The sequence below is a fragment of the Gemmatimonadota bacterium genome (genome assembly GCA_041390105.1).
GTDB lineage: Bacteria > Gemmatimonadota > Gemmatimonadetes > Longimicrobiales > Gaopeijiaceae > JAGQIF01.
This window is the reverse complement of record JAWKQO010000001.1, coordinates 670838-688241: the sequence shown is the minus strand read 5'-3', so window position 1 is coordinate 688241 and position 17404 is coordinate 670838. Positions and strand designations below refer to the sequence as shown.

Annotated in this window: 19 protein-coding genes; 17 read left to right on the top strand and 2 right to left on the bottom strand. The window is 67.9% G+C overall.

The genetic code is table 11. The features are described from left to right. The first annotated feature begins 80 nt into the window (after positions 1 to 80). The 15 genes from sucC (at position 81) to xerD (ending at position 11636) form a co-directional block, all read left to right on the top strand. Positions 81 to 1214, top strand: coding sequence for an ADP-forming succinate--CoA ligase subunit beta (gene sucC, locus R3E10_03110; protein MEZ4414716.1), 1134 nt, complete (start codon positions 81 to 83; stop codon positions 1212 to 1214). A gap of 6 nt (positions 1215 to 1220) precedes the next feature. Continuing rightward, positions 1221 to 2108, top strand: a complete 888-nt coding sequence (sucD, locus tag R3E10_03105; GenBank protein MEZ4414715.1) for a succinate--CoA ligase subunit alpha — start codon at positions 1221 to 1223, stop codon at positions 2106 to 2108. Positions 2109 to 2160: 52 nt separating this feature from the next. Beyond that, positions 2161 to 3024 (top strand): CBS domain-containing protein, encoded by an 864-nt coding sequence (locus R3E10_03100; protein ID MEZ4414714.1) that lies wholly within the window; start codon positions 2161 to 2163, stop codon positions 3022 to 3024. 68 nt (positions 3025 to 3092) lie between these two features. Beyond that, entirely contained in the window at positions 3093 to 3518 is a 426-nt protein-coding gene (ndk, locus tag R3E10_03095; GenBank protein ID MEZ4414713.1) for a nucleoside-diphosphate kinase, read from the top strand. Between the two features lie 244 nt (positions 3519 to 3762). Beyond that, a complete protein-coding gene (locus R3E10_03090) occupies positions 3763 to 4149 on the top strand; it encodes a DUF177 domain-containing protein (GenBank protein ID MEZ4414712.1) in 387 nt (128 codons plus the stop codon). Between the two features lie 6 nt (positions 4150 to 4155). Then, positions 4156 to 4338 (top strand): 50S ribosomal protein L32, encoded by a 183-nt coding sequence (gene rpmF, locus R3E10_03085; protein MEZ4414711.1) that lies wholly within the window; start codon positions 4156 to 4158, stop codon positions 4336 to 4338. Between the two features lie 16 nt (positions 4339 to 4354). Beyond that, entirely contained in the window at positions 4355 to 5350 is a 996-nt protein-coding gene (gene plsX / locus R3E10_03080; protein MEZ4414710.1) for a phosphate acyltransferase PlsX, read from the top strand. Further along, positions 5347 to 6339, top strand: coding sequence for a beta-ketoacyl-ACP synthase III (locus R3E10_03075; GenBank protein MEZ4414709.1), 993 nt, complete (start codon positions 5347 to 5349; stop codon positions 6337 to 6339). The genes plsX and R3E10_03075 overlap by 4 nt, the downstream gene beginning before the upstream one ends. 4 nt (positions 6340 to 6343) lie before the next feature. After that, positions 6344 to 7279 (top strand): ACP S-malonyltransferase, encoded by a 936-nt coding sequence (gene fabD, locus R3E10_03070; protein ID MEZ4414708.1) that lies wholly within the window; start codon positions 6344 to 6346, stop codon positions 7277 to 7279. Next, a complete protein-coding gene (fabG, locus tag R3E10_03065) occupies positions 7276 to 8016 on the top strand; it encodes a 3-oxoacyl-[acyl-carrier-protein] reductase (GenBank protein ID MEZ4414707.1) in 741 nt (246 codons plus the stop codon). Before fabD ends, fabG begins: the two co-directional genes overlap by 4 nt. Positions 8017 to 8075: 59 nt before the next feature. After that, positions 8076 to 8324 carry an acyl carrier protein gene (locus R3E10_03060; GenBank protein ID MEZ4414706.1) on the top strand — a complete coding sequence of 83 codons (249 nt, stop codon included), beginning with the start codon at positions 8076 to 8078 and terminating at the stop codon, positions 8322 to 8324. Positions 8325 to 8345: 21 nt separating this feature from the next. Further along, positions 8346 to 9605, top strand: coding sequence for a beta-ketoacyl-ACP synthase II (fabF, locus tag R3E10_03055; protein ID MEZ4414705.1), 1260 nt, complete (start codon positions 8346 to 8348; stop codon positions 9603 to 9605). 15 nt (positions 9606 to 9620) lie between these two features. Continuing rightward, positions 9621 to 10094, top strand: a complete 474-nt coding sequence (gene ispF / locus R3E10_03050; protein MEZ4414704.1) for a 2-C-methyl-D-erythritol 2,4-cyclodiphosphate synthase — start codon at positions 9621 to 9623, stop codon at positions 10092 to 10094. Further along, on the top strand, positions 10091 to 10735 hold the full coding sequence (locus tag R3E10_03045) for a DedA family protein (GenBank protein ID MEZ4414703.1): 645 nt from the start codon (positions 10091 to 10093) through the stop codon (positions 10733 to 10735). The genes ispF and R3E10_03045 overlap by 4 nt, the downstream gene beginning before the upstream one ends. Continuing rightward, positions 10728 to 11636, top strand: coding sequence for a site-specific tyrosine recombinase XerD (gene xerD, locus R3E10_03040; protein MEZ4414702.1), 909 nt, complete (start codon positions 10728 to 10730; stop codon positions 11634 to 11636). Before R3E10_03045 ends, xerD begins: the two co-directional genes overlap by 8 nt. 68 nt (positions 11637 to 11704) lie before the next feature. On the opposite strand, the gene R3E10_03035 is transcribed toward xerD, so the two are convergent. Next, positions 11705 to 13333, bottom strand: a complete 1629-nt coding sequence (locus R3E10_03035) for a S41 family peptidase (protein MEZ4414701.1) — start codon at positions 13331 to 13333, stop codon at positions 11705 to 11707. 127 nt (positions 13334 to 13460) lie between these two features. Here R3E10_03035 and nadE point away from each other — a divergent pair, with 127 nt between their 5' ends. After that, a complete protein-coding gene (gene nadE, locus R3E10_03030) occupies positions 13461 to 15239 on the top strand; it encodes an NAD(+) synthase (protein MEZ4414700.1) in 1779 nt (592 codons plus the stop codon). 97 nt (positions 15240 to 15336) lie between these two features. Here nadE and R3E10_03025 read toward each other — a convergent pair whose 3' ends face one another. Continuing rightward, positions 15337 to 16368 carry a hypothetical protein gene (locus R3E10_03025; GenBank protein ID MEZ4414699.1) on the bottom strand — a complete coding sequence of 344 codons (1032 nt, stop codon included), beginning with the start codon at positions 16366 to 16368 and terminating at the stop codon, positions 15337 to 15339. Positions 16369 to 16602: 234 nt separating this feature from the next. Between R3E10_03025 and kdsB the strand changes: the two genes are divergently transcribed. Next, a complete protein-coding gene (gene kdsB, locus R3E10_03020; protein ID MEZ4414698.1) occupies positions 16603 to 17373 on the top strand; it encodes a 3-deoxy-manno-octulosonate cytidylyltransferase in 771 nt (256 codons plus the stop codon). Positions 17374 to 17404 lie beyond the last annotated feature (31 nt).

Genomic DNA, 17404 nt, shown 5'->3' with positions numbered 1-17404 from the left:
ACCTACCTTGGGGCGCCGATCGGCCGGGGGCGGCCGCAGGCGCGCCGCGCGGGTCCACCAACCTGCCAACCCGAGCTGATATGAACCTGCACGAGTACCAAGCCAAAGAGATCTTCGTCTCCGTCGGGATGCCTGTCCCTCCCGGAGGAGTCGCGACCACCTCCGACGAGGCCGAGGCGCTGGCCCGGCAGTTCGGTGGCAAGGTCGTCGTGAAGGCGCAGGTCCACTCTGGCGGGCGGGGCAAGGCCGGTGGTGTGAAGCTGGCCAAGACGCCTGCGGAGGCCCGTCAGCACGCCGAGGCGATCCTCGGGATGGAGATCAAGGGCCTCCCGGTCGAGAAGGTTCTGATCACGCCCGCCGAAGACATCGCCTCGGAGTCGTACGTGGGGCTACTCGTCGACCGTGCCTCCCAGGCTCCGATCTTCATGGTGTCGCGGGAAGGCGGGATGGACATCGAAGAGGTGGCGGCCACCAAGCCCGACGCCATCGTGCGTCTGTCGGTCGATCCCCGGTACGGACTCCTGGGGCATCAAGCGGAATGGTTGGCCCGGTCTCTGTACGATGATCCCGGCCACATCAAGCAGGCTGCGAAGATCATGCGACAGCTGTACCAGGCTTTCGTGAAGGTCGGCGCGAGCATGACCGAGATCAATCCGCTGATCACGACTCCGGCCGGTGAGCTCAAGGCCATCGACGCCAAGATGAGCATCGATGACAACGAGCTGTTCCGGAAGCCCGAGATCGCAGCCCTGCGCGACCTGAGCGCCGAACCGATCGCGGAGACGCGAGCGCGTGAAGCAGGCTTGTCCTTCGTGAAGCTGGACGGCAACGTGGGCTGCTGCGTCAATGGCGCCGGTCTGGCCATGGCGACCATGGACCTCGTGAAGTTCTATGGCGGCGAGCCGGCGAACTTCTTGGACATCGGTGGATCGTCCAACCCGGACAAAGTGGTGGCCGCGCTCGAGATCATCACCGCGGATCCGAACGTGAAGGTGATTCTCTTCAATATCTTCGGGGGCATCACCCGCACCGATGATGTAGCGCACGGCATCGTGACGGCCATGCAACGCACCAAGATCGATCAGCCCATCGTGATCCGGCTGACGGGCACCAATGAGAAGGAAGCACTGCGCATCCTCGAGGAGGCAGGCTTCAGCGCACACACGTCCATGGACTCGGTCGTCGAAGCGGCGGTCGAACTGGCGAACAGGTAGGCCGAGATGTCCATCTTCATCGACCAGAACACGCGCCTCGTTGTTCAGGGCATCACCGGCCGCGATGGCTCGTTCCACACGTCACAGATGATCGAATACGGCACCCAGGTGGTGGCCGGTGTGACGCCGGGGAAGGGAGGGCAGGTCTTCGAGGGGCCGAAGGGCGCGCGGGTCCCGATCTACCACGGCGTCAATGAGGCCGTACGTGAAGCCGGTGCCAACACCGCTGTGATCTACGTTCCGCCGGCCTTCGCCGCCGGCGCCATCATGGAGGCTGCGGACGCGGGCATCGAGTTCATCGTGGCGATCACCGAGGGGATTCCGGTGCTCGACATGACCCGAGCCCACGCCTACGCGAGGGACCGGGGCGCGCGCGTCCTCGGCCCCAACTGTCCGGGTCTGATCTCGCCAGGAAAGAGCAAGGTGGGGATCCTTCCCGCGCAGATCGTGACCCCGGGGCCGGTGGGCGTCGTTTCGCGTTCCGGAACGCTGACCTACGAAGCCGTCTTCCAGTTGACCGAGGCCGGCATCGGCCAGACGACCTGTGTGGGGATCGGCGGGGATCCGCTGATCGGAACGAACTTCGTCGACTGCCTGCAGGCCTTCGCCGACGACCCCGAGACCGAAGCGGTCGTGATGATCGGGGAGATCGGCGGCTCCGACGAGCAGGATGCAGCAGCCTTCGTGAAGGCGAACCTCGACATCCCCGTCGTCGGCTTCATCGCGGGCCAGACCGCCCCTCCCGGGCGGCGCATGGGGCACGCGGGCGCCATCATCTCAGGCTCCTCGGGGACGGCGGCGGAGAAGATGCAGGCCTTCGAAGAGAATGGGATTCCGGTGGCCAAGCGGCCGGCGGACATCGTGGGCCTGATCCGGGATGCGCTGGGGCGCTGACCCGTCGAGCGATGCCCACTCAACCGGGGCCACCACGCCTCGAGCCGTTCCGATGAAGCTGGCCGATCTGCTCGCGCCGGACCGCATCCGGCTGGACCTGCAGCCTGCCGACCTGGTCGGGGCGGTCCTGGAAGGGCTCAGCCAGCTGAGCGGACTCGCCAAGGACCTGCCCGAGCTTGCCGCTCGCGTCGTCGAGGGGGCCGCCGGTGCCGCCGTGCGCGTCAACGAGCAGGTCATCCTGGTCGCGGCGGTCGATGCGGTGAGGAACCCGGAGGCAGCGCTCGTCGTCGGCAGGGAACCGTTCGCGGCTCCCATCCCCGTCGACGACGCCGTAGCCCGGGCGGTGCTTCTGCTCTTCGTGCCCGGCTCGCTCAAGACGCTCAAGGTCCAGTGGTTCCCGGCGCTGAGTCGCGCGATCCGCGAGGGGGACACGACCGCGCGCTTGCTGAGCGCGCGTTCGCCGGAAGCGGTGCTCGCCATCGAGCCGCTCATGAGCACGCCGCTCCGCCGTCAGCTGTTGGTCGAGGACGTCATGGCGCCCCTCTCCTACCGCGTCTACCCGGAAACCCCCATGGCGGAGGTCGTCGATCTGATCGTGCGTCGCTCCGTTCCCGCCGTTCCGGTGGTGGGTGAGGCACACGAGCTTCTGGGGATGATCACGGCCGGTGACGCGCTGGCCGAGATGCTTCCGGACCGACTCGGCGGGGAAGACGACGAGACGCCGGAGCGGAAGGCCCGGACGGCGCGCGACGTCATGACCCGGACCGTCATGTGCGTCGGGGAAGGGCAGCAGCTTCTGGAAGCCGCCCACCTGATGGTGAAGCGCGGAGTGGAGCAACTTCCCGTGGTGCGGGAGGGCCAATTGGTTGGATTCGTAGGGCGCGATGCGCTGCTGAAGACCTTGAGCGAGCTGTAGGTTCGATCCGGCGAGGCCCGTCGCGCGTCGACGGCCACCGGCCTGTTCACCCGAACATGTTGAAATCGATGAGACACACGCTGGCCATCATCAAGCCCGATGCGGTCGCCGCCGGTCGGGCCGGGAAGATCCTCGCCCACCTCGAGGGCAAGGGGTTCACCGTGCGTTCCCTCCAGATGGTACGGTTGAGCCGCCGACAGGCGGAGGCGTTCTATGAGGTCCATCGCGAGCGTCCCTTCTACGGGGCCCTGGTGGAGTTCATGACCTCTGGGCCGGCCATCCCGATGGTCCTAGAGGCCGAGGGGGCCGTGGCGCGCCTGCGGGAGGCCATCGGGGCCACGGACCCGGCTGAGGCCGCGGAGGGGACTGTACGGAAGCTCTACGCGGAGTCCAAGGAGAGGAATGCCATCCACGCCTCGGACTCGGACGAAAACGCGGCCCGCGAGATCGCGTTCTTCTTCTCCGAGCGGGAGCGACTGGGCCTGGGCGGGTAGGGAGGCTCGGCGACGGCCTGCTGCCCTCTGCCGGAGCGGCCGGGCCGCCGCGGGTCCGCGCCGTCGCGGGCAGGCAGGGGAGGCCCGGTTTCGTTGACCGCCCCATGCCCACGGGCTACCTTTCTGGACTATGCTCCAGTTGGATCTGGCGGCACTGAGCCGGGCAGGAGCCCTGCCAGTGGTTGGTCGGCTCCCAGAGGACGGCCCTGAGTGGGGAGCCGACGCACCCCGCTTCGAGGGGCCGGTGTCCGTCGAGGGCCGGGCGCAAGCGCTGACCGAGGACGATGTACTGGTCCGGGTCACCGTCGAGGGGGCAGTGGTCGGGGAATGCTCGCGTTGCCTGGCGCCGGTCCAGGACCGCTTCCGCTATTCCTTCGATCTCTACTTCTCGTCGGTGGCGGATGAGGACGACGGTGAGGTGCGGCCGCTTCCGCCGGAGGCCGTGTCGTTGGATCTGGCTGCGCCGTTGCGGGAGGAGTTGCTCTTGGCGCTCCCCACGTACCGGTTGTGTCGTGAAGACTGTGCCGGGCTCTGCCCGAGTTGTGGAGCCAACCGAAACGAAAGTCCGTGCGGTTGCTCGACGGAGGAGATCGACCCTCGTTGGGCTGCGCTGCGGACGTTGAACGAGTGAGAAGAGATGGCAGTCCCCAAGAGGCGGACCTCGAAGCAGCGCAAGCGTAAGCGCCGGACCCACTACAAAGCGGAGGCGGTGACCATCTCCGCCTGCCCGAAGTGCGGGGACCCGAGGCGGCCCCACCATGTCTGTGGAACCTGCGGGTTCTATCGGGACGAGGCCGTTCTGAACGTCGAAGCCGACTGACACGGGCGCCGCTCCTGTGCGGATCGCCATCGATGCGATGGGCACCGACGGGGCGCCCGGCCCCGAGGTGGCCGGGGCTCTCCTGGCCCTCCGGGAGTTGCCTCCGCACATCACTCTGATCCTCGTCGGCGACGAGCCTGCGGTCCGGGCCGAATTGGCCCGCCACACCGAGGACCTCCCCCAGCGGCTGGAGTTCGTGTCCGCGGCGGATCGGATCCTGCCCGGCGAGCCGCCCGCCCAGGCCTTCCGGCGCAAGCCGGAATCGTCCATCGCGGTCGGTTTGCGCTTGCTCAAGGAGAAGCAGGCCGATGCCTTCATCTCCGCCGGCTCCACGGGCGCTGTCATGGCGGGGTCTCTGCTCACGCTGCGTCCGCTGCCCGGCGTTGACCGCCCGGCGATCGGGACCTTGCTCCCGACAGCCGACCGCCCCGTCCTGATGCTCGATGCGGGAGCCAATGTCGACTGCCGACCTTCGCACCTCGTGCAGTTCGCGCAACTCGGGCACATCTACGCGCAGGACCTGATGGGTGTCGAGCGGCCCCGGATCGGCCTCCTCAACATCGGTGAGGAGGAAGAGAAGGGGAACGAGGTGGCCGTCGAGGCACATCGCCTCCTCAAGGAGAGCGGGCTGAACTTCGTCGGCAACGTGGAGGGCAGCGACGTGATCCACGGGCGCTGCGAAGTCTGCGTCTGCGACGGATTCGTCGGAAACGTGCTCCTGAAGTTCTACGAGTCGGTGGCGGCGTTCATCGCCACGCTCCTCCGGCGTCAGGCCGAGGCCGTGCTCCAACACATCGAACTCGAGCCCGTCTTCCGCGTGCTGGACTATGCCGAGTACGGAGGTGCCCCCCTTCTCGGCGTCAACGGAGTATCGGTGATCTGCCACGGCCGCTCCCCGCCGAAGGCGATCCTCAACGCCATCAAGCTTGCGGTTCGGGCCGTGGAGACCGACATGGTGGGGGACATGGCACGCGAACTCTCCAATGGGGAGCCCTCCAAGGAGGCCTCGTGAAGAGCCCGACCCCCCTGGTGGCCATCACCGCCACCGGCCGGTTCCTCCCTGAGCGGGTGGTCACCAACGACGACCTGGCTCGGATGGTCGACACCTCGGATGAGTGGATCCGGGAGCGGACCGGAATCCGGGAGCGGCGTATCGCTCCGGAGACCATGCTGGCCGCCGAGATGGGGACGGAAGCCGCCCGGCAGGCGTTGGATCGCGCCGGCTTGACCGCGGGCGAGGTGGACATGCTGGTCGTGACCACCGCGACCCCCGACCGCTGGCTTCCCTCCACCGCGTGCGACATCCAGGCACTGCTCGGCGCGACCAATGCGTTTGCATATGACTTGAGCGCGGCCTGCACCGGTTTCCTCTACGGCTTGTCCATGGCGGAAGGGTACCTCGCCGCCGGTCGAGGTGAGGTGGCGTTGGTGGTTTCGGCGGAGAAGATGAGCGCGATCGTGGATTGGACGGACCGCTCGACGTGCGTGCTCTTCGGGGACGGGGCGGGTGCCGCGGTGCTGCGCAAGTCGGACGGAACGCGCGGGATCCTGGCCAGCCACTTCGGATCGGATGGCGCGCTCGCAGAGCTCCTGTACCGCCCCGCCGGCGGCGTGAAGCTGGCGATCGACACGGACGCATTGGATCGCCGCGACCACCTGCTGAAGATGCATGGCCGGGAGGTCTTCAAGAACGCGGTGCGCAACATGGCGGAGGCCTCGGACATCACGCTGCAGAAGGCCGGACTCACGCCAGCGGATGTGGATCTGATGGTGCCACACCAGGCGAACATCCGCATCATCGAGGCGACTGCGAAGTACGCGGGCATCCCCATGGAGAAGGTGTTCGTCAACGTGGACCGCTACGGCAACATGAGTTCCGCGACGGTGCCGATAGCGCTCGATGAAGCTCTGGAGCAGGGCCGCATCGGACCGGGCGCCAACATCTTGAGCGCAGCATTCGGCGCCGGCTTGACCTGGGGCGCCATGGCTCTGCGCTGGTAGTCCCATGTCGCTTGCGGTGGTGTTTCCGGGACAAGGCTCCCAATTCGTGGGCATGGGTGCCGATCTGGTGCAGCGCTTCGCAGAGGCGCGGCGCACGTTCGAAGAGGCCGATGCCGAATTGGGTTTCGCGCTGTCCCGCCTGGCCTTTGCAGGACCCGCAGAGGAACTGACCGCGACCCGCAACGCGCAGCCCGCGATCCTCGTGCACTCGGTCGCGGTACTCCGGGTCCTGGGGGAGCGCCTGGGTCCCGTGGGATCGACGGCAGGGCACTCGCTCGGCGAGTTCTCTGCCCACGTGTGCGCCGGGACGCTGAGCTTCGTCGACGCGCTCACCGCCGTGCACGTGCGGGGCAGCCTCATGTATGAGGCGGGTCTCGCGCGTCCAGGGGGGATGGCCGCGGTCCTCGGACTGGATGACGCCGCCCTCGTCGCGGTCTGTGACGAGGTCTCCACGCCCGACTCCGTCGTTGTCCCTGCCAACTTCAACAGTGCGGGTCAGGTCGTGGTGAGCGGTGATCGGGACGCAGTGGAACGGGCCATGGCCCCGCTGCAGCAGGCAGGCGCCAAACGGGTCGTGCCGCTCCAGGTCTCGGGAGCCTTCCATTCCCCGCTCATGGTGCCCGCCCAGGAGGGGCTTCGCCGCCACCTGGAGGGGCTGGACTTCCACGACCCCCGCGTACCGGTCTTCTCCAACGTCACCGCAGCGCCGGTCCAGGGCGGAGCGGATGCCCGCGCCCGTCTGGTGGAGCAGCTCACCGCGCCCGTACGTTGGGCCGAGTCGGTTGCGGCCCAGGTCGCTCACGGTGCGGACCGCTTCCTGGAACTCGGCCCCGGCTCGGTCCTCACGGGCCTGGGTCGGCGCAACGCGAAGGGAGTGCCGGCCCGGGCCGTCGGCACGGCAGCCGAGCTCGAGGAGTTCCTCCGGGAGGAGACGGGATGAGCGAGGAGTTGGCAGGCACCGTCGCGCTGGTGACGGGCGGCTCTCGTGGGATTGGACGAGCCATCGCCGAGGCCTTGGCCCATGCCGGTGCCCGGGTGGCCGTGGTCGCCCGCGACGAGGAGAGAGCGCGCGCGGTGGCCGCCAGCCTACCGGGGGGCGGACATCAGGGCTTCGCTTGCGACGTCGCCGACGAAGGTCAGAGCAAGGGTGTGGTGGCGAGCGTCCAAGAGGCGCTGGGCGACATCGGAATTCTGGTCAACAATGCCGGCGTGACGCGGGACAATCTCGTCATGCGAATCGACGACGAGGCCTGGGATCAGGTGCTCGATACGAACCTGAAAGGTGCCTTCCACATGATTCGCGCGGTCAGCCGCGGGATGATGAAGCGGAAGGCGGGCGTGATCATCAATATCTCGTCGGTGGTGGGGATCATGGGCAACGCCGGCCAGGCCAACTACGCGGCATCCAAGGCGGGGTTGCTCGGTCTGACCAAGAGCGTAGCCAAGGAACTGGCCTCGCGAGGCATCCGCTGCAACGCGGTGGCCCCTGGGTACATCTCCACGGACATGACGGCAGAGCTCGGTGCGGAGGCCGCGGAGGCGCTCCGGGCCCGGATCCCCCTGGGACGGCTCGGGGAACCCCGTGACGTAGCCGGGTTAGTGCGCTTCCTGGCCGGACCGGAGGCTCATTACATTACCGGCCAGGTGATCGCCGTGGACGGCGGAATGGTGATGTAGCACAGCGTTGGGCCTCTCCTCGGGGCGGCCTGAAATCCTCAGAAACGAAAGGTGGAAGCATGGCGGACAGCGTGGAGTCGAAGGTCAGAGAGATCATCGTGAACGAGCTCGGTGTCGAGGCGGAGAAGGTGTCCCGCAACGCCTCGTTCGTCGAGGATCTCGGTGCGGACTCCCTCGACACGGTCGAGCTCGTCATGGCGTTCGAGGAGGAGTTCGGCATCGACATCCCCGACGAAGACGCGGAGCAGATGCGCACCGTCGGCGATGCGATCGACTACCTCGAGAAGAACGCGACCAGCGCCGATTGAGCGGGCGGCGCTGAAGCCTCTATGAACCAGGCGCGCAAGCGGGTCGTCATCACCGGGATCGGAGTCGTGACTCCCGTCGGTGTCGGGATGGAGCAGACGTGGACCGCACTCATCGCAGGGCGGAGCGGCGGCGGACCCATCACGCACTTCGAGGCGACCGAAGATTACCCCACTCGCATCGCGTGTGAGGTCAAGGACTTCGACGCGTCGGGCGTCCTCGATGCCAAAGAGGCGCGGCGCTACGACCGCTTCGCGCAGTTCGCGCTGGTCGCCACCCAGGAGGCCATGGGCAACGCGGGCCTGGAAGGGCCTCCGCCCGGAACCGACCCGTCGCGTTTTGGGGTCATCTACGGCAGCGGCATCGGAGGGATCCAGACCTTCGAGGAGCAGTGCCGCACGCTGATCGAACGAGGCCCCAAGCGCGTAAGCCCGTTCTTCGTGCCGATGTTCATCCCGGACATCGCTGCCGGGCTCATCTCCATCCGCTGGGGCCTCAAGGGCACCAACTATGCGACGGTGTCTGCGTGCGCGTCCTCCGCGCATGCCATCGGCGAGGCGACGCGCACCATCCAGCGAGGCGATGCGGATGCAATGGTCGCTGGTGGTACCGAGGCGACCATCACCCCGTTGACGATCGCCGGATTCGCCGCCATGAAGGCGATGTCCACGCGCAACGACGATCCTACCACGGCCAGCCGGCCTTTCTGCGGGGAGCGCGACGGCTTCGTCATCGGCGAGGGAGCGGGTACCGTCGTCCTGGAGTCGCTCGAGCACGCAGAGGCCCGAGGGGCGCAGGTGCTGGCGGAAATCGTCGGCTATGGCGCTTCGGCAGATGCCTACCACATCACCAGCCCGGCGCCCGAGCATGCCGGGGCCCAGGTGGCGATGAGCGGTGCGCTGAAGGATGCACAGCTGTCTCCCGAGGACGTCGACTACATCAACGCGCACGGGACGTCCACCCAGCTGAACGATGCTCGGGAGACCGAGGCGATCAAGGCCGTCTTCGGGGAACACGCCTACCGGCTGGTCGCGAGCTCCACCAAGTCGATGACCGGCCACCTCCTGGGTGCGGCCGGCGGCCTGGAGGCGGCCGTCTGTGTGCAGGTCTGTCGCACGGGCATCGTTCCACCCACGATCAACTGCACGAGTCGCGACCCCGAGTGTGACCTGGACTACGCCCACGGCGGTGCCATCGAACGCGATGTGCGCGTGGTTCTCTCGAACTCGTTCGGGTTCGGTGGGCACAACGTCTGTCTGGCCCTCCGGCGCTGGGACGCCTAGGCGGCAGCAGCACGTATGAGGATCGGCTTCGGATACGATTCACACCGTTTCGACGCCGCACGTCCGCTGATTCTCGGCGGCGTCCGCATCGAAGGCGCGCCGGGTCTGGCGGGCCATTCCGACGGGGATGCCATTGCCCATGCAGTGACGGATGCCCTCCTGGGTGCCACTGCGCTCGGGGACATCGGACGGCACTTCCCGCCCTCGGATTCACGCTGGAAGGACGCGGACTCGATCGACCTCCTGCGGCGCGCGGTGGCACTTCTGAAGGCGGAAGGCTACGCGATCGGCAATGTCGACGTGACGGTTGTCACAGAGCGCGTGCGGATCGCACCGCATGCGTTGTCCATGCGTGAAGCGCTGGCCGCCGCGCTCGACATACCGGTGTCCGCGGTTTCCGTGAAGGGCAAGACGAACGAAGGGATGGGCTGGACCGGGGAAGGCGTAGGCCTGGCGGCGTACGCGGTCGCCTTGGTTCGTACGACATGACCGAGATCGCGGCGCTCTTCGGGCTGACGTCGGAGCCCGGCGTCGCGACGATCTACCTGCTCCTCGCGCTGGGCGCGGCGGTGGAGAACGTGGTGCCGCCGGTTCCCGCCGATACCTTTGTCGTCCTCGGAGGGGTGCTGGCGTCACGCGGGATCTTGAAAGCCGAGTGGGTCTTCGCGCTCACATGGGCCGCGAATCTCACGTCTGCGGCGGCTGTTTACGGCCTCGGAAGGCGGTACGGCGAGCGGTTCTTCTCGGGCCGGGTCGGTGCGTGGCTGCTGTCTCCCGACCAGCTTCATCACGTCCACCGCTTCTTCGGCCGTTGGGGCGTACCGGCGCTGCTGCTCACGCGCTTTCTTCCCGGTCTTCGGGCGGTCGTCCCGGCCTTCGCGGGCGTGAGCCGCCTACGCGCAACCATCGTGCTCCCGGCCCTTGGCATCGCATCCGCCGCTTGGTACGGCGGACTCGTCTGGGTCGGGACCGTGGCGGGCGACAACCTACCGGCATTTCTCGAGGCGCTCGGCAAGGTCAACCGCGGACTCCTGATCGTGGCCCTTCTCGTGTTCGTCGTGGGGGTGCTTTGGTGGCGTCGGTCGAGGGGCAGCCCGGCCGAACGGGGCGACGGTGACCCAGGTGCCTGAATCGTCAGCCGCCTATCATCTGAAGGCCTACGACGAGTACCTCCGTTTCGAGCGAGGCCTCTCCGAGCGCACGGTGCAAGCCTACGAGGGCGACGTGCACCGGCTCACGACCTGGCTCGCCGAGCAGGGCGTGAAGAGCGCCCCGGCCGTGGACTCCAGCCGCCTGAGCAGGTTCATGATCGCGCTCAAGGACGAAGGGCTGGAGCCTACCTCCATTCGACGCATCCAATCCTCGCTCCGCTCCTACTTCGGCTTTCTCACGGCCGAGGGCTACCTCGATGCCGATCCCACCGAACGGCTGGAGGCTCCACGGGCGTGGCGGCGCTTGCCTCGCGTGTTGGCAGTGGACGAGGTCGTGCAGCTTCTGGAAGCCGGAGACCTGGACCACCCCCTGTACTGGCGTGATCGGGCCATTCTGGAGGTGCTCTACGGTGGCGGGCTGCGCGTGTCGGAAGTGACTTCCCTGAAGATCAGCGACGTAGACCTCGAGGAGGGCGTGTGCCTCGTCTTCGGTAAGGGCGCCAAGGAGCGCATCGTCCCCATCGGAAGGCCTGCCCAGCGCGCGGTGGAGCGCTACCTGAGAGACGTGCGCCCCTTACTCGATCGGGGTCGGGGTGAGGGAGTGGTGTTCCTGAGCCAGAAGGGACGTCCGCTATCGCGCATGACGGTCTGGACCCTGGTGCAAACGCACGCGCAGCGAGCGGGTCTCACCAAGAAGGTCTCTCCCCACACGTTGCGGCATTCATTCGCGACGCACCTTCTGGAGGGCGGGGCGGACCTGGCGGCCGTTCAAGAACTCCTCGGACATGCGGACATCTCCACCACCCAGATCTACACCCATGTGGATCGGGCCTACCTCCGGGACGTCCACCGTGCGTACCACCCGCGCAACCAGGAGTAGCGCCAACCAGGAGTAGCGCTGGGCCGTAGCGCCCCGAACGTGGGACGCGCCGCGAGTGCTGGGCTTCCCTAGTGCTGCAGGGCCCCCGTGCGTGAGCTGGAGGGCGCCCCCGCACGCGCCATGGCTTCGGAGAAGAGCTGTCGCTGGCTGCTGACCCCCTGGAGCAGTTCGACCGCGGCGGTAAGCACCGGATCGCGCTCCATGCGGACTTCCATCGAGAGGCCCAGCGCGTCCGCTCGCTCGGCCGCCGCCACCCGGCTGCGCCAGTACAGGTATTCGCGGACGCCGGTCTCGTTCAGAGCCGCGGTGGGGAGGCCTTCGGCGACCAACCCGTCGACGAACTCATCGAATTCGGCACGGGCCACCTCCGGCCGCTGGCTCTCCGAAAGGCTGCGGCGCGCGACGCGCAACGCGAACTCGGCGATGCGCAGGTTCAGGGGCACGCCCTCCTGCGCTGCCGCGGTGAAGAGCTCGCGCTCGGCCAACGTCAGCGTATCGTCCCGCACCTCGAGATCGGGGGAGACGCCGCCACCGGCCTTGATCTGGCGGCCCAGTGCCGTGGCCACCAACGGGATGGAGTCGAGGTCCTGCGGCTGCAGGTGCCCCTCTCGATCCCGCGGACGGTGCAGGGAGCGACCAAGGGGGGTGTACCACTCCCCCGTGGTCAAGCGAATGACCCTCCCGGCGGGAAGGGGGAGCAGAGTCTGAACCACGCCTTTGCCGAAGGTACGGTTGCCGATGATCAGGGCCCGGTCGTGGTCCTGCCAGGCACCGGCAACGATCTCGGCGGCCGAGGCGGTGTTCTCATCCACCAACACGACCATCGGCATGTTCGGTAGCAGACTGGGGCGGCTGTCATCGTAGCTCTCCTCGGCGCGCTCACCGTTGCGCCCCACGGCGCGGCTACGGACGCTGGCCAGCTTCTGACCCGGCGAGAGTAGGAGGTCCGAGATCCAGAGGGATTCGTCCAGGTATCCGCCGAGGTTGCGGCGTAGGTCGAGGATGATGCCCTTGGCGCCGCTCAACTGGGCCAGAGCAGCGCCGATTTCCGCGGCCGACCCACGGGCCACCCTATCGAGGAGGATGTAGCCGATGGAGTCGTGCACGAAACCCGAATGCACCGCCTCGACGTGCACGGTGCCACGCGTGATGGTGAAGGGAATGGGCTGGCCCGCTCCCTCGCGTTGGATCTCGATGTCCACAGGAGTGCCCGGGCGTCCGCGAATCCGGTCCGAGACGTCCGATGTGCTCCATCCCTCTGTGCTCTCACCGTTGACCGTGACGATGCGGTCTCCCACGAGCAGGCCGACATCGTCGGCCGGCGTGCCCTTGAAGACGATGGTCACGGCGATGGTGTTCTCGAGCCCGGAGATCTGTACGCCGATGCCGGCGTAGTCCCCGGTGGTCTCTTCCTGGAATTGCGCCAGCTCATCCGGCGTGAAGACGGTGGCGTAGGGGTCGTCGATCTTCTCGATCAGCCCCTGGATGGCGCGCTCCCACAGGGCGGAGTCTCCGAGAGACTGGATGTAGTAGTCTCGGATGGTCTCGAACGTCTGTTGGAAGACCTGGGCCTCCTCCCCGGAGGCGGCGGGCCTGGGCCGGGAGCGGGTCGACACCCGGTCCTGCTGCTGGCCAACGGCGGCCTGTGGGAGGATCAGGATACCCAGAAGGGCAGCGGTCGCTATCTTACCGGCCATGCGTCGACTCGCGGGTTGAAGCCACGTTGTCGGTGAAACCCCGGGGCGCCGAGAGTTGTTTCCGCGCGCCCCCGACCGCACCGGCCCGTCTCCGCGCAAGAACCGAGCCCTGAGAGGAAGGGACGTCGTGGAAGGTCACAGGGGAGCAGCCACCCTACGCCTCGCGCTGGCGCAATTCAAGCCCGCCAAGGCGGAGGTCGAGGCCAATCTCGATCGGATTCGGGAGCGGATCTCCGAGTCCAGCGATGCCGTCGACCTCCTGGTTTTCCCGGAGTGCGCACTCAGTGGGTACTTCCTGGAGGGCGGAGTCGCCGAGGTGGCGTTGTCGAGCGAGGCGTTGGCCGAGCGGCTGGGAAGGCCACCCGTGGGCGCCCCGGACGTGGTCGTGGGCTTCTACGAGCGCTGGCGCCATCGGCTCTACAATGCCGTGGCCCATTTCACCCCGGTGGGTGATCGCTGGCAGATCGTGCATGTCCACCGGAAGATGTTCCTGCCGACCTACGGCGTGTTCGACGAGGACCGCTTCGTCGAGGCGGGGGCGGCGCTGACGGCGTATTCGTCTCGCTTCGGCCGCATGGGCCTGCTGATCTGTGAGGAGGCGTGGCATTCGTTGCCCGGTGCGGTCCTGGCCGTGGGGGGGGCCGAGCTGATCCTCATCGTCAGCGCCTCCCCGGCACGTGACTTCGGGGCCGGATCCGGGCGCCCCGGGAATCTGGAGCGCTGGGAGGCTCTGGCCCCGGCCCTGGCCGCCGAGCATGGCGTGTTCGTGGCAGTGGCCCAGCTCGTCGGCTCGGAGGGCGGGAAGTTCTTCGCCGGGGGCTCATTGGTGATCGGCCCCGACGGCGTGGTGCTGGAGCGCGGACCGCTCATGGAGGAGGGCTTGGTGCGGGCGGACCTGGATGGCTCCGCCATCGACCGGGTCCGCTTCGACGCGCCGCTCCTGGGGGATCTGGAGCGGGCGCTGCCTCACCTGCAGCGCTCGTTGGAGCGCGCCTTCCGGGAGGGAGCGGCAGAGGGCGCCCCGGCCCTCGCGATACGGCTACAGGGCGGTGGGGTGCGCGCCAGCGGCGCGCCCGACCCCGCGGACGCCTCGATGCTCGACCTCGACCTGGATCTGGTCGAACACACGTTGGTGGAGTTCATCCGGGACGAGGTCGTGCGCCGCAGGGGCTTCGAGCGGGTCGTGGTAGGGGTTTCCGGGGGCGTGGACTCGGCCGTCTCGCTCTTTCTGGCGGCGCGGGCCCTGGGCGCGGAGAACGTGCACGGCTTCCGGCTTCCGTACCGCACCTCGAGCCAAGACTCCCTCGATCATGCCCGCTTGGCGCTGGAGGCGGTGGGGGCCCCGGAGCGGACCATCGAGATCACCGGACCCGTCGATGCCTACATCGAGGCGTTCGAGCCGGAGATCTCGCCACTGCGCAGAGGAAACGTCTGCGCGCGCCTCCGGGCGGTCACGCTGTTCGACCAGTCCGCCAAGCTCGGTGCGCTTCCGCTCGGTACCGGGAACAAGAGCGAACGCTTGCTGGGATACTACACATGGCACGCGGACGATTCGCCGCCCATCAATCCGCTCGGTGATCTGTTCAAGACACAGGTCTGGGCGCTCGCTCGCCACCTCGGTGTGCCGGGCGTGATCGTGGACAAGCCAGCCAGCGCGGACCTGGTCATCGGCGTGCACGACGAGGACGAGCTCGGCGTCGCCTATCCGGAGGCGGATCGAATCCTCTTCTGGCTGTTGAAGGGCTACACCGAGGAGGAATTGGTGCGGGCCGGCTTCCACGCTGGAGCCGTCTCGCTGGTCGTGCGTCGGCTCGATGGCACCCATTGGAAGAGAGAGCTGCCCACTGTGGCGGTGCTCTCGAGTAGCGCCATCGGGGAGTTCTATCTTCGGCCCGTGGACTATTAGGGGCAGTCCGCAAGAGTGGGGCACCGGCGCGCAGGGGACACGCACGCCTGTGCGAGGCGGACCTGCGATGGTCGGCGGAGTGATGCTGCGAGCGGCGTCAGATCCAGCTCGAAAGCCGACGCCGGAGTGTCTCGACTGCGGGAAGGGGAGTGAGTTCCCCGTCGATGATGTCGGCCAGCTCCTCCTCGGTGCGCCAGTGCGCCTCCAACTCGGCGAGCTCCAGCTCCAACAGGCGTTGCTCCGCTGCGTCATTGGCGGCGATCTCGAGCGCGATGGCGCCGGTCCGACGCAGGTCGCCGAGCCGGCGGCCCTCGTGGCCCAGTACGATCCGCTTGAGATCGGCGGCCGACCCCGCCTCGGAGATGAGCCGGGCGGCCGAACGCACCCTCCCTTCCGAAGCGCCTGAGAAGTGGTGGTAGGCGAGCACCCGTTGCGCGGTCCGCTCTGCTTCTCTCCCCGAGAGATGGAAGCCCCCGCCCCGGAGACTGCGGCAGCGTGGACAGCGCTGGCGAAGGGTGAGCGACCCCGAGTCGCCTGCGGAGGGACCGAGAATCAACCCCTCGCGCTCGGCGAATCCGACCTTGTCGAAGAGGAAGCCACACTCGGAGCAGGCCTGCCGGCCCCGCCAGGCAGCTCCTCCAAACCGCAGCCAACGCGCGCTCTTGAGTACGCCCTCCGGCGCGTGTTCCCAAAGCATCCAGGCGCCCATCCATCCCATCCCGCCCCAGATGCCCCCGACCAGGAGTGCACCGACGCCGAACGACGCCCCGACACTGATGCGCCGGTAGCTGCGTCGGCGCTCCAGGAGCTGACGTCCGTAACGCCACCACGCTTCCTCCGTGAGGTTGGCCCGTCCCACGCGCACGATTTCCAAAGGACCGGCCTTGAGCAGCGCGATGTTGTCGGTCTGGGAAAGAAGCCGGGCGCGGTCCGTCGTGAGCCGGTCCAGCTCCTCCAGCGCCTCCCAACGTTCCTCGATGGGGGCCAGGCTCCACCGCTTGCAGCTGCGGCAGATGGTCCAGAGGCGACCCCGAGCCGGATCGAAGGCGACACGCAAGCCTGAGCGGAAATGCTCGAGGACGTCATTGTCCTCGAAGGGAGCGGCGCAGATCAGGCAGCGGGTGAACAACGTGACGGTCCGTTGGGTTCCGGGGTCTCCGGCGCGTTCCCGAGCGCCGGGAGGGTACCCACATTCTAACTACGGCGAGCGCCAGGGGTTTCTTCGGGGTCCCAGGGGGGGCACGGCGACGCGCGCGCCATCCGTTCCTGGCGCGGGGTGTTGCCGCCCCACGGACCCTCGCGGTACCTTGACGGGCGTGCATGTCACCGGGCGCGCTTCCGCACTCGGCGCGCGAGGCGCCGCGTGAGCGATCAGGTGCTGGGGATCATCCCGGCGCGGATCGCGTCGACCCGCCTCCCCCAAAAACCCCTGCATCGCATCGCGGGCCGCCCTCTTCTCGAGTGGGTGTGGCGTCGCGTCCGCGCGATCGACCTCCTCGATACCCTGGTGATCGCCACTGATTCCGACGAGGTCGCGAGTGTGGCCCGCGACTTCGGGGCGGACGTGGTGCTCACGTCTGCTGACCATCCCTCCGGCACCGACCGCGTGGCCGAAGTGGCGTTCTCCGCTCCTTTCGCGGATCACGAGATCATCGTGAACGTGCAGGGGGACGAGCCACTCCTCTCCTCGCTGGCGTTGCAAGGCGCGCTGGATTGTGTTCACGGTGGAGGATGGGACATCGGCACCTGCGCCACGCCGCTCCAGGACCAGGCGGAATGGCGAGATCCCTCGGTGGTCAAGGTGGTGACGGGGGCGCGAGGCCGAGCGCTCTACTTCTCCCGGGCGCCCATCCCTCATCCGCGTGAAGGCGAGCCCCGCTTCGGGATCGAGGGGCCGTGGCTGAGACACGTCGGCCTCTATGTCTACCGCAGGGGGGCGCTCCGGTCCTGGGTGGATCTCGAGCCCTCCCGGCTGGAGCGCGTCGAGCTGCTCGAGCAGCTGCGCCCACTGGAGGCGGGGTTGGGGATCGGGGTGGCCGTGGTGCCCGAGGCCGAGGGGGGCGTCGATACCTTGGACGATGCGCGTCGGGTCGAGGCCCGGCTGATCGAGTGGGAACGGAGCGGTTATGTTTAGCGAGTCCCCGAACGGACTGTGGATCGAGGCG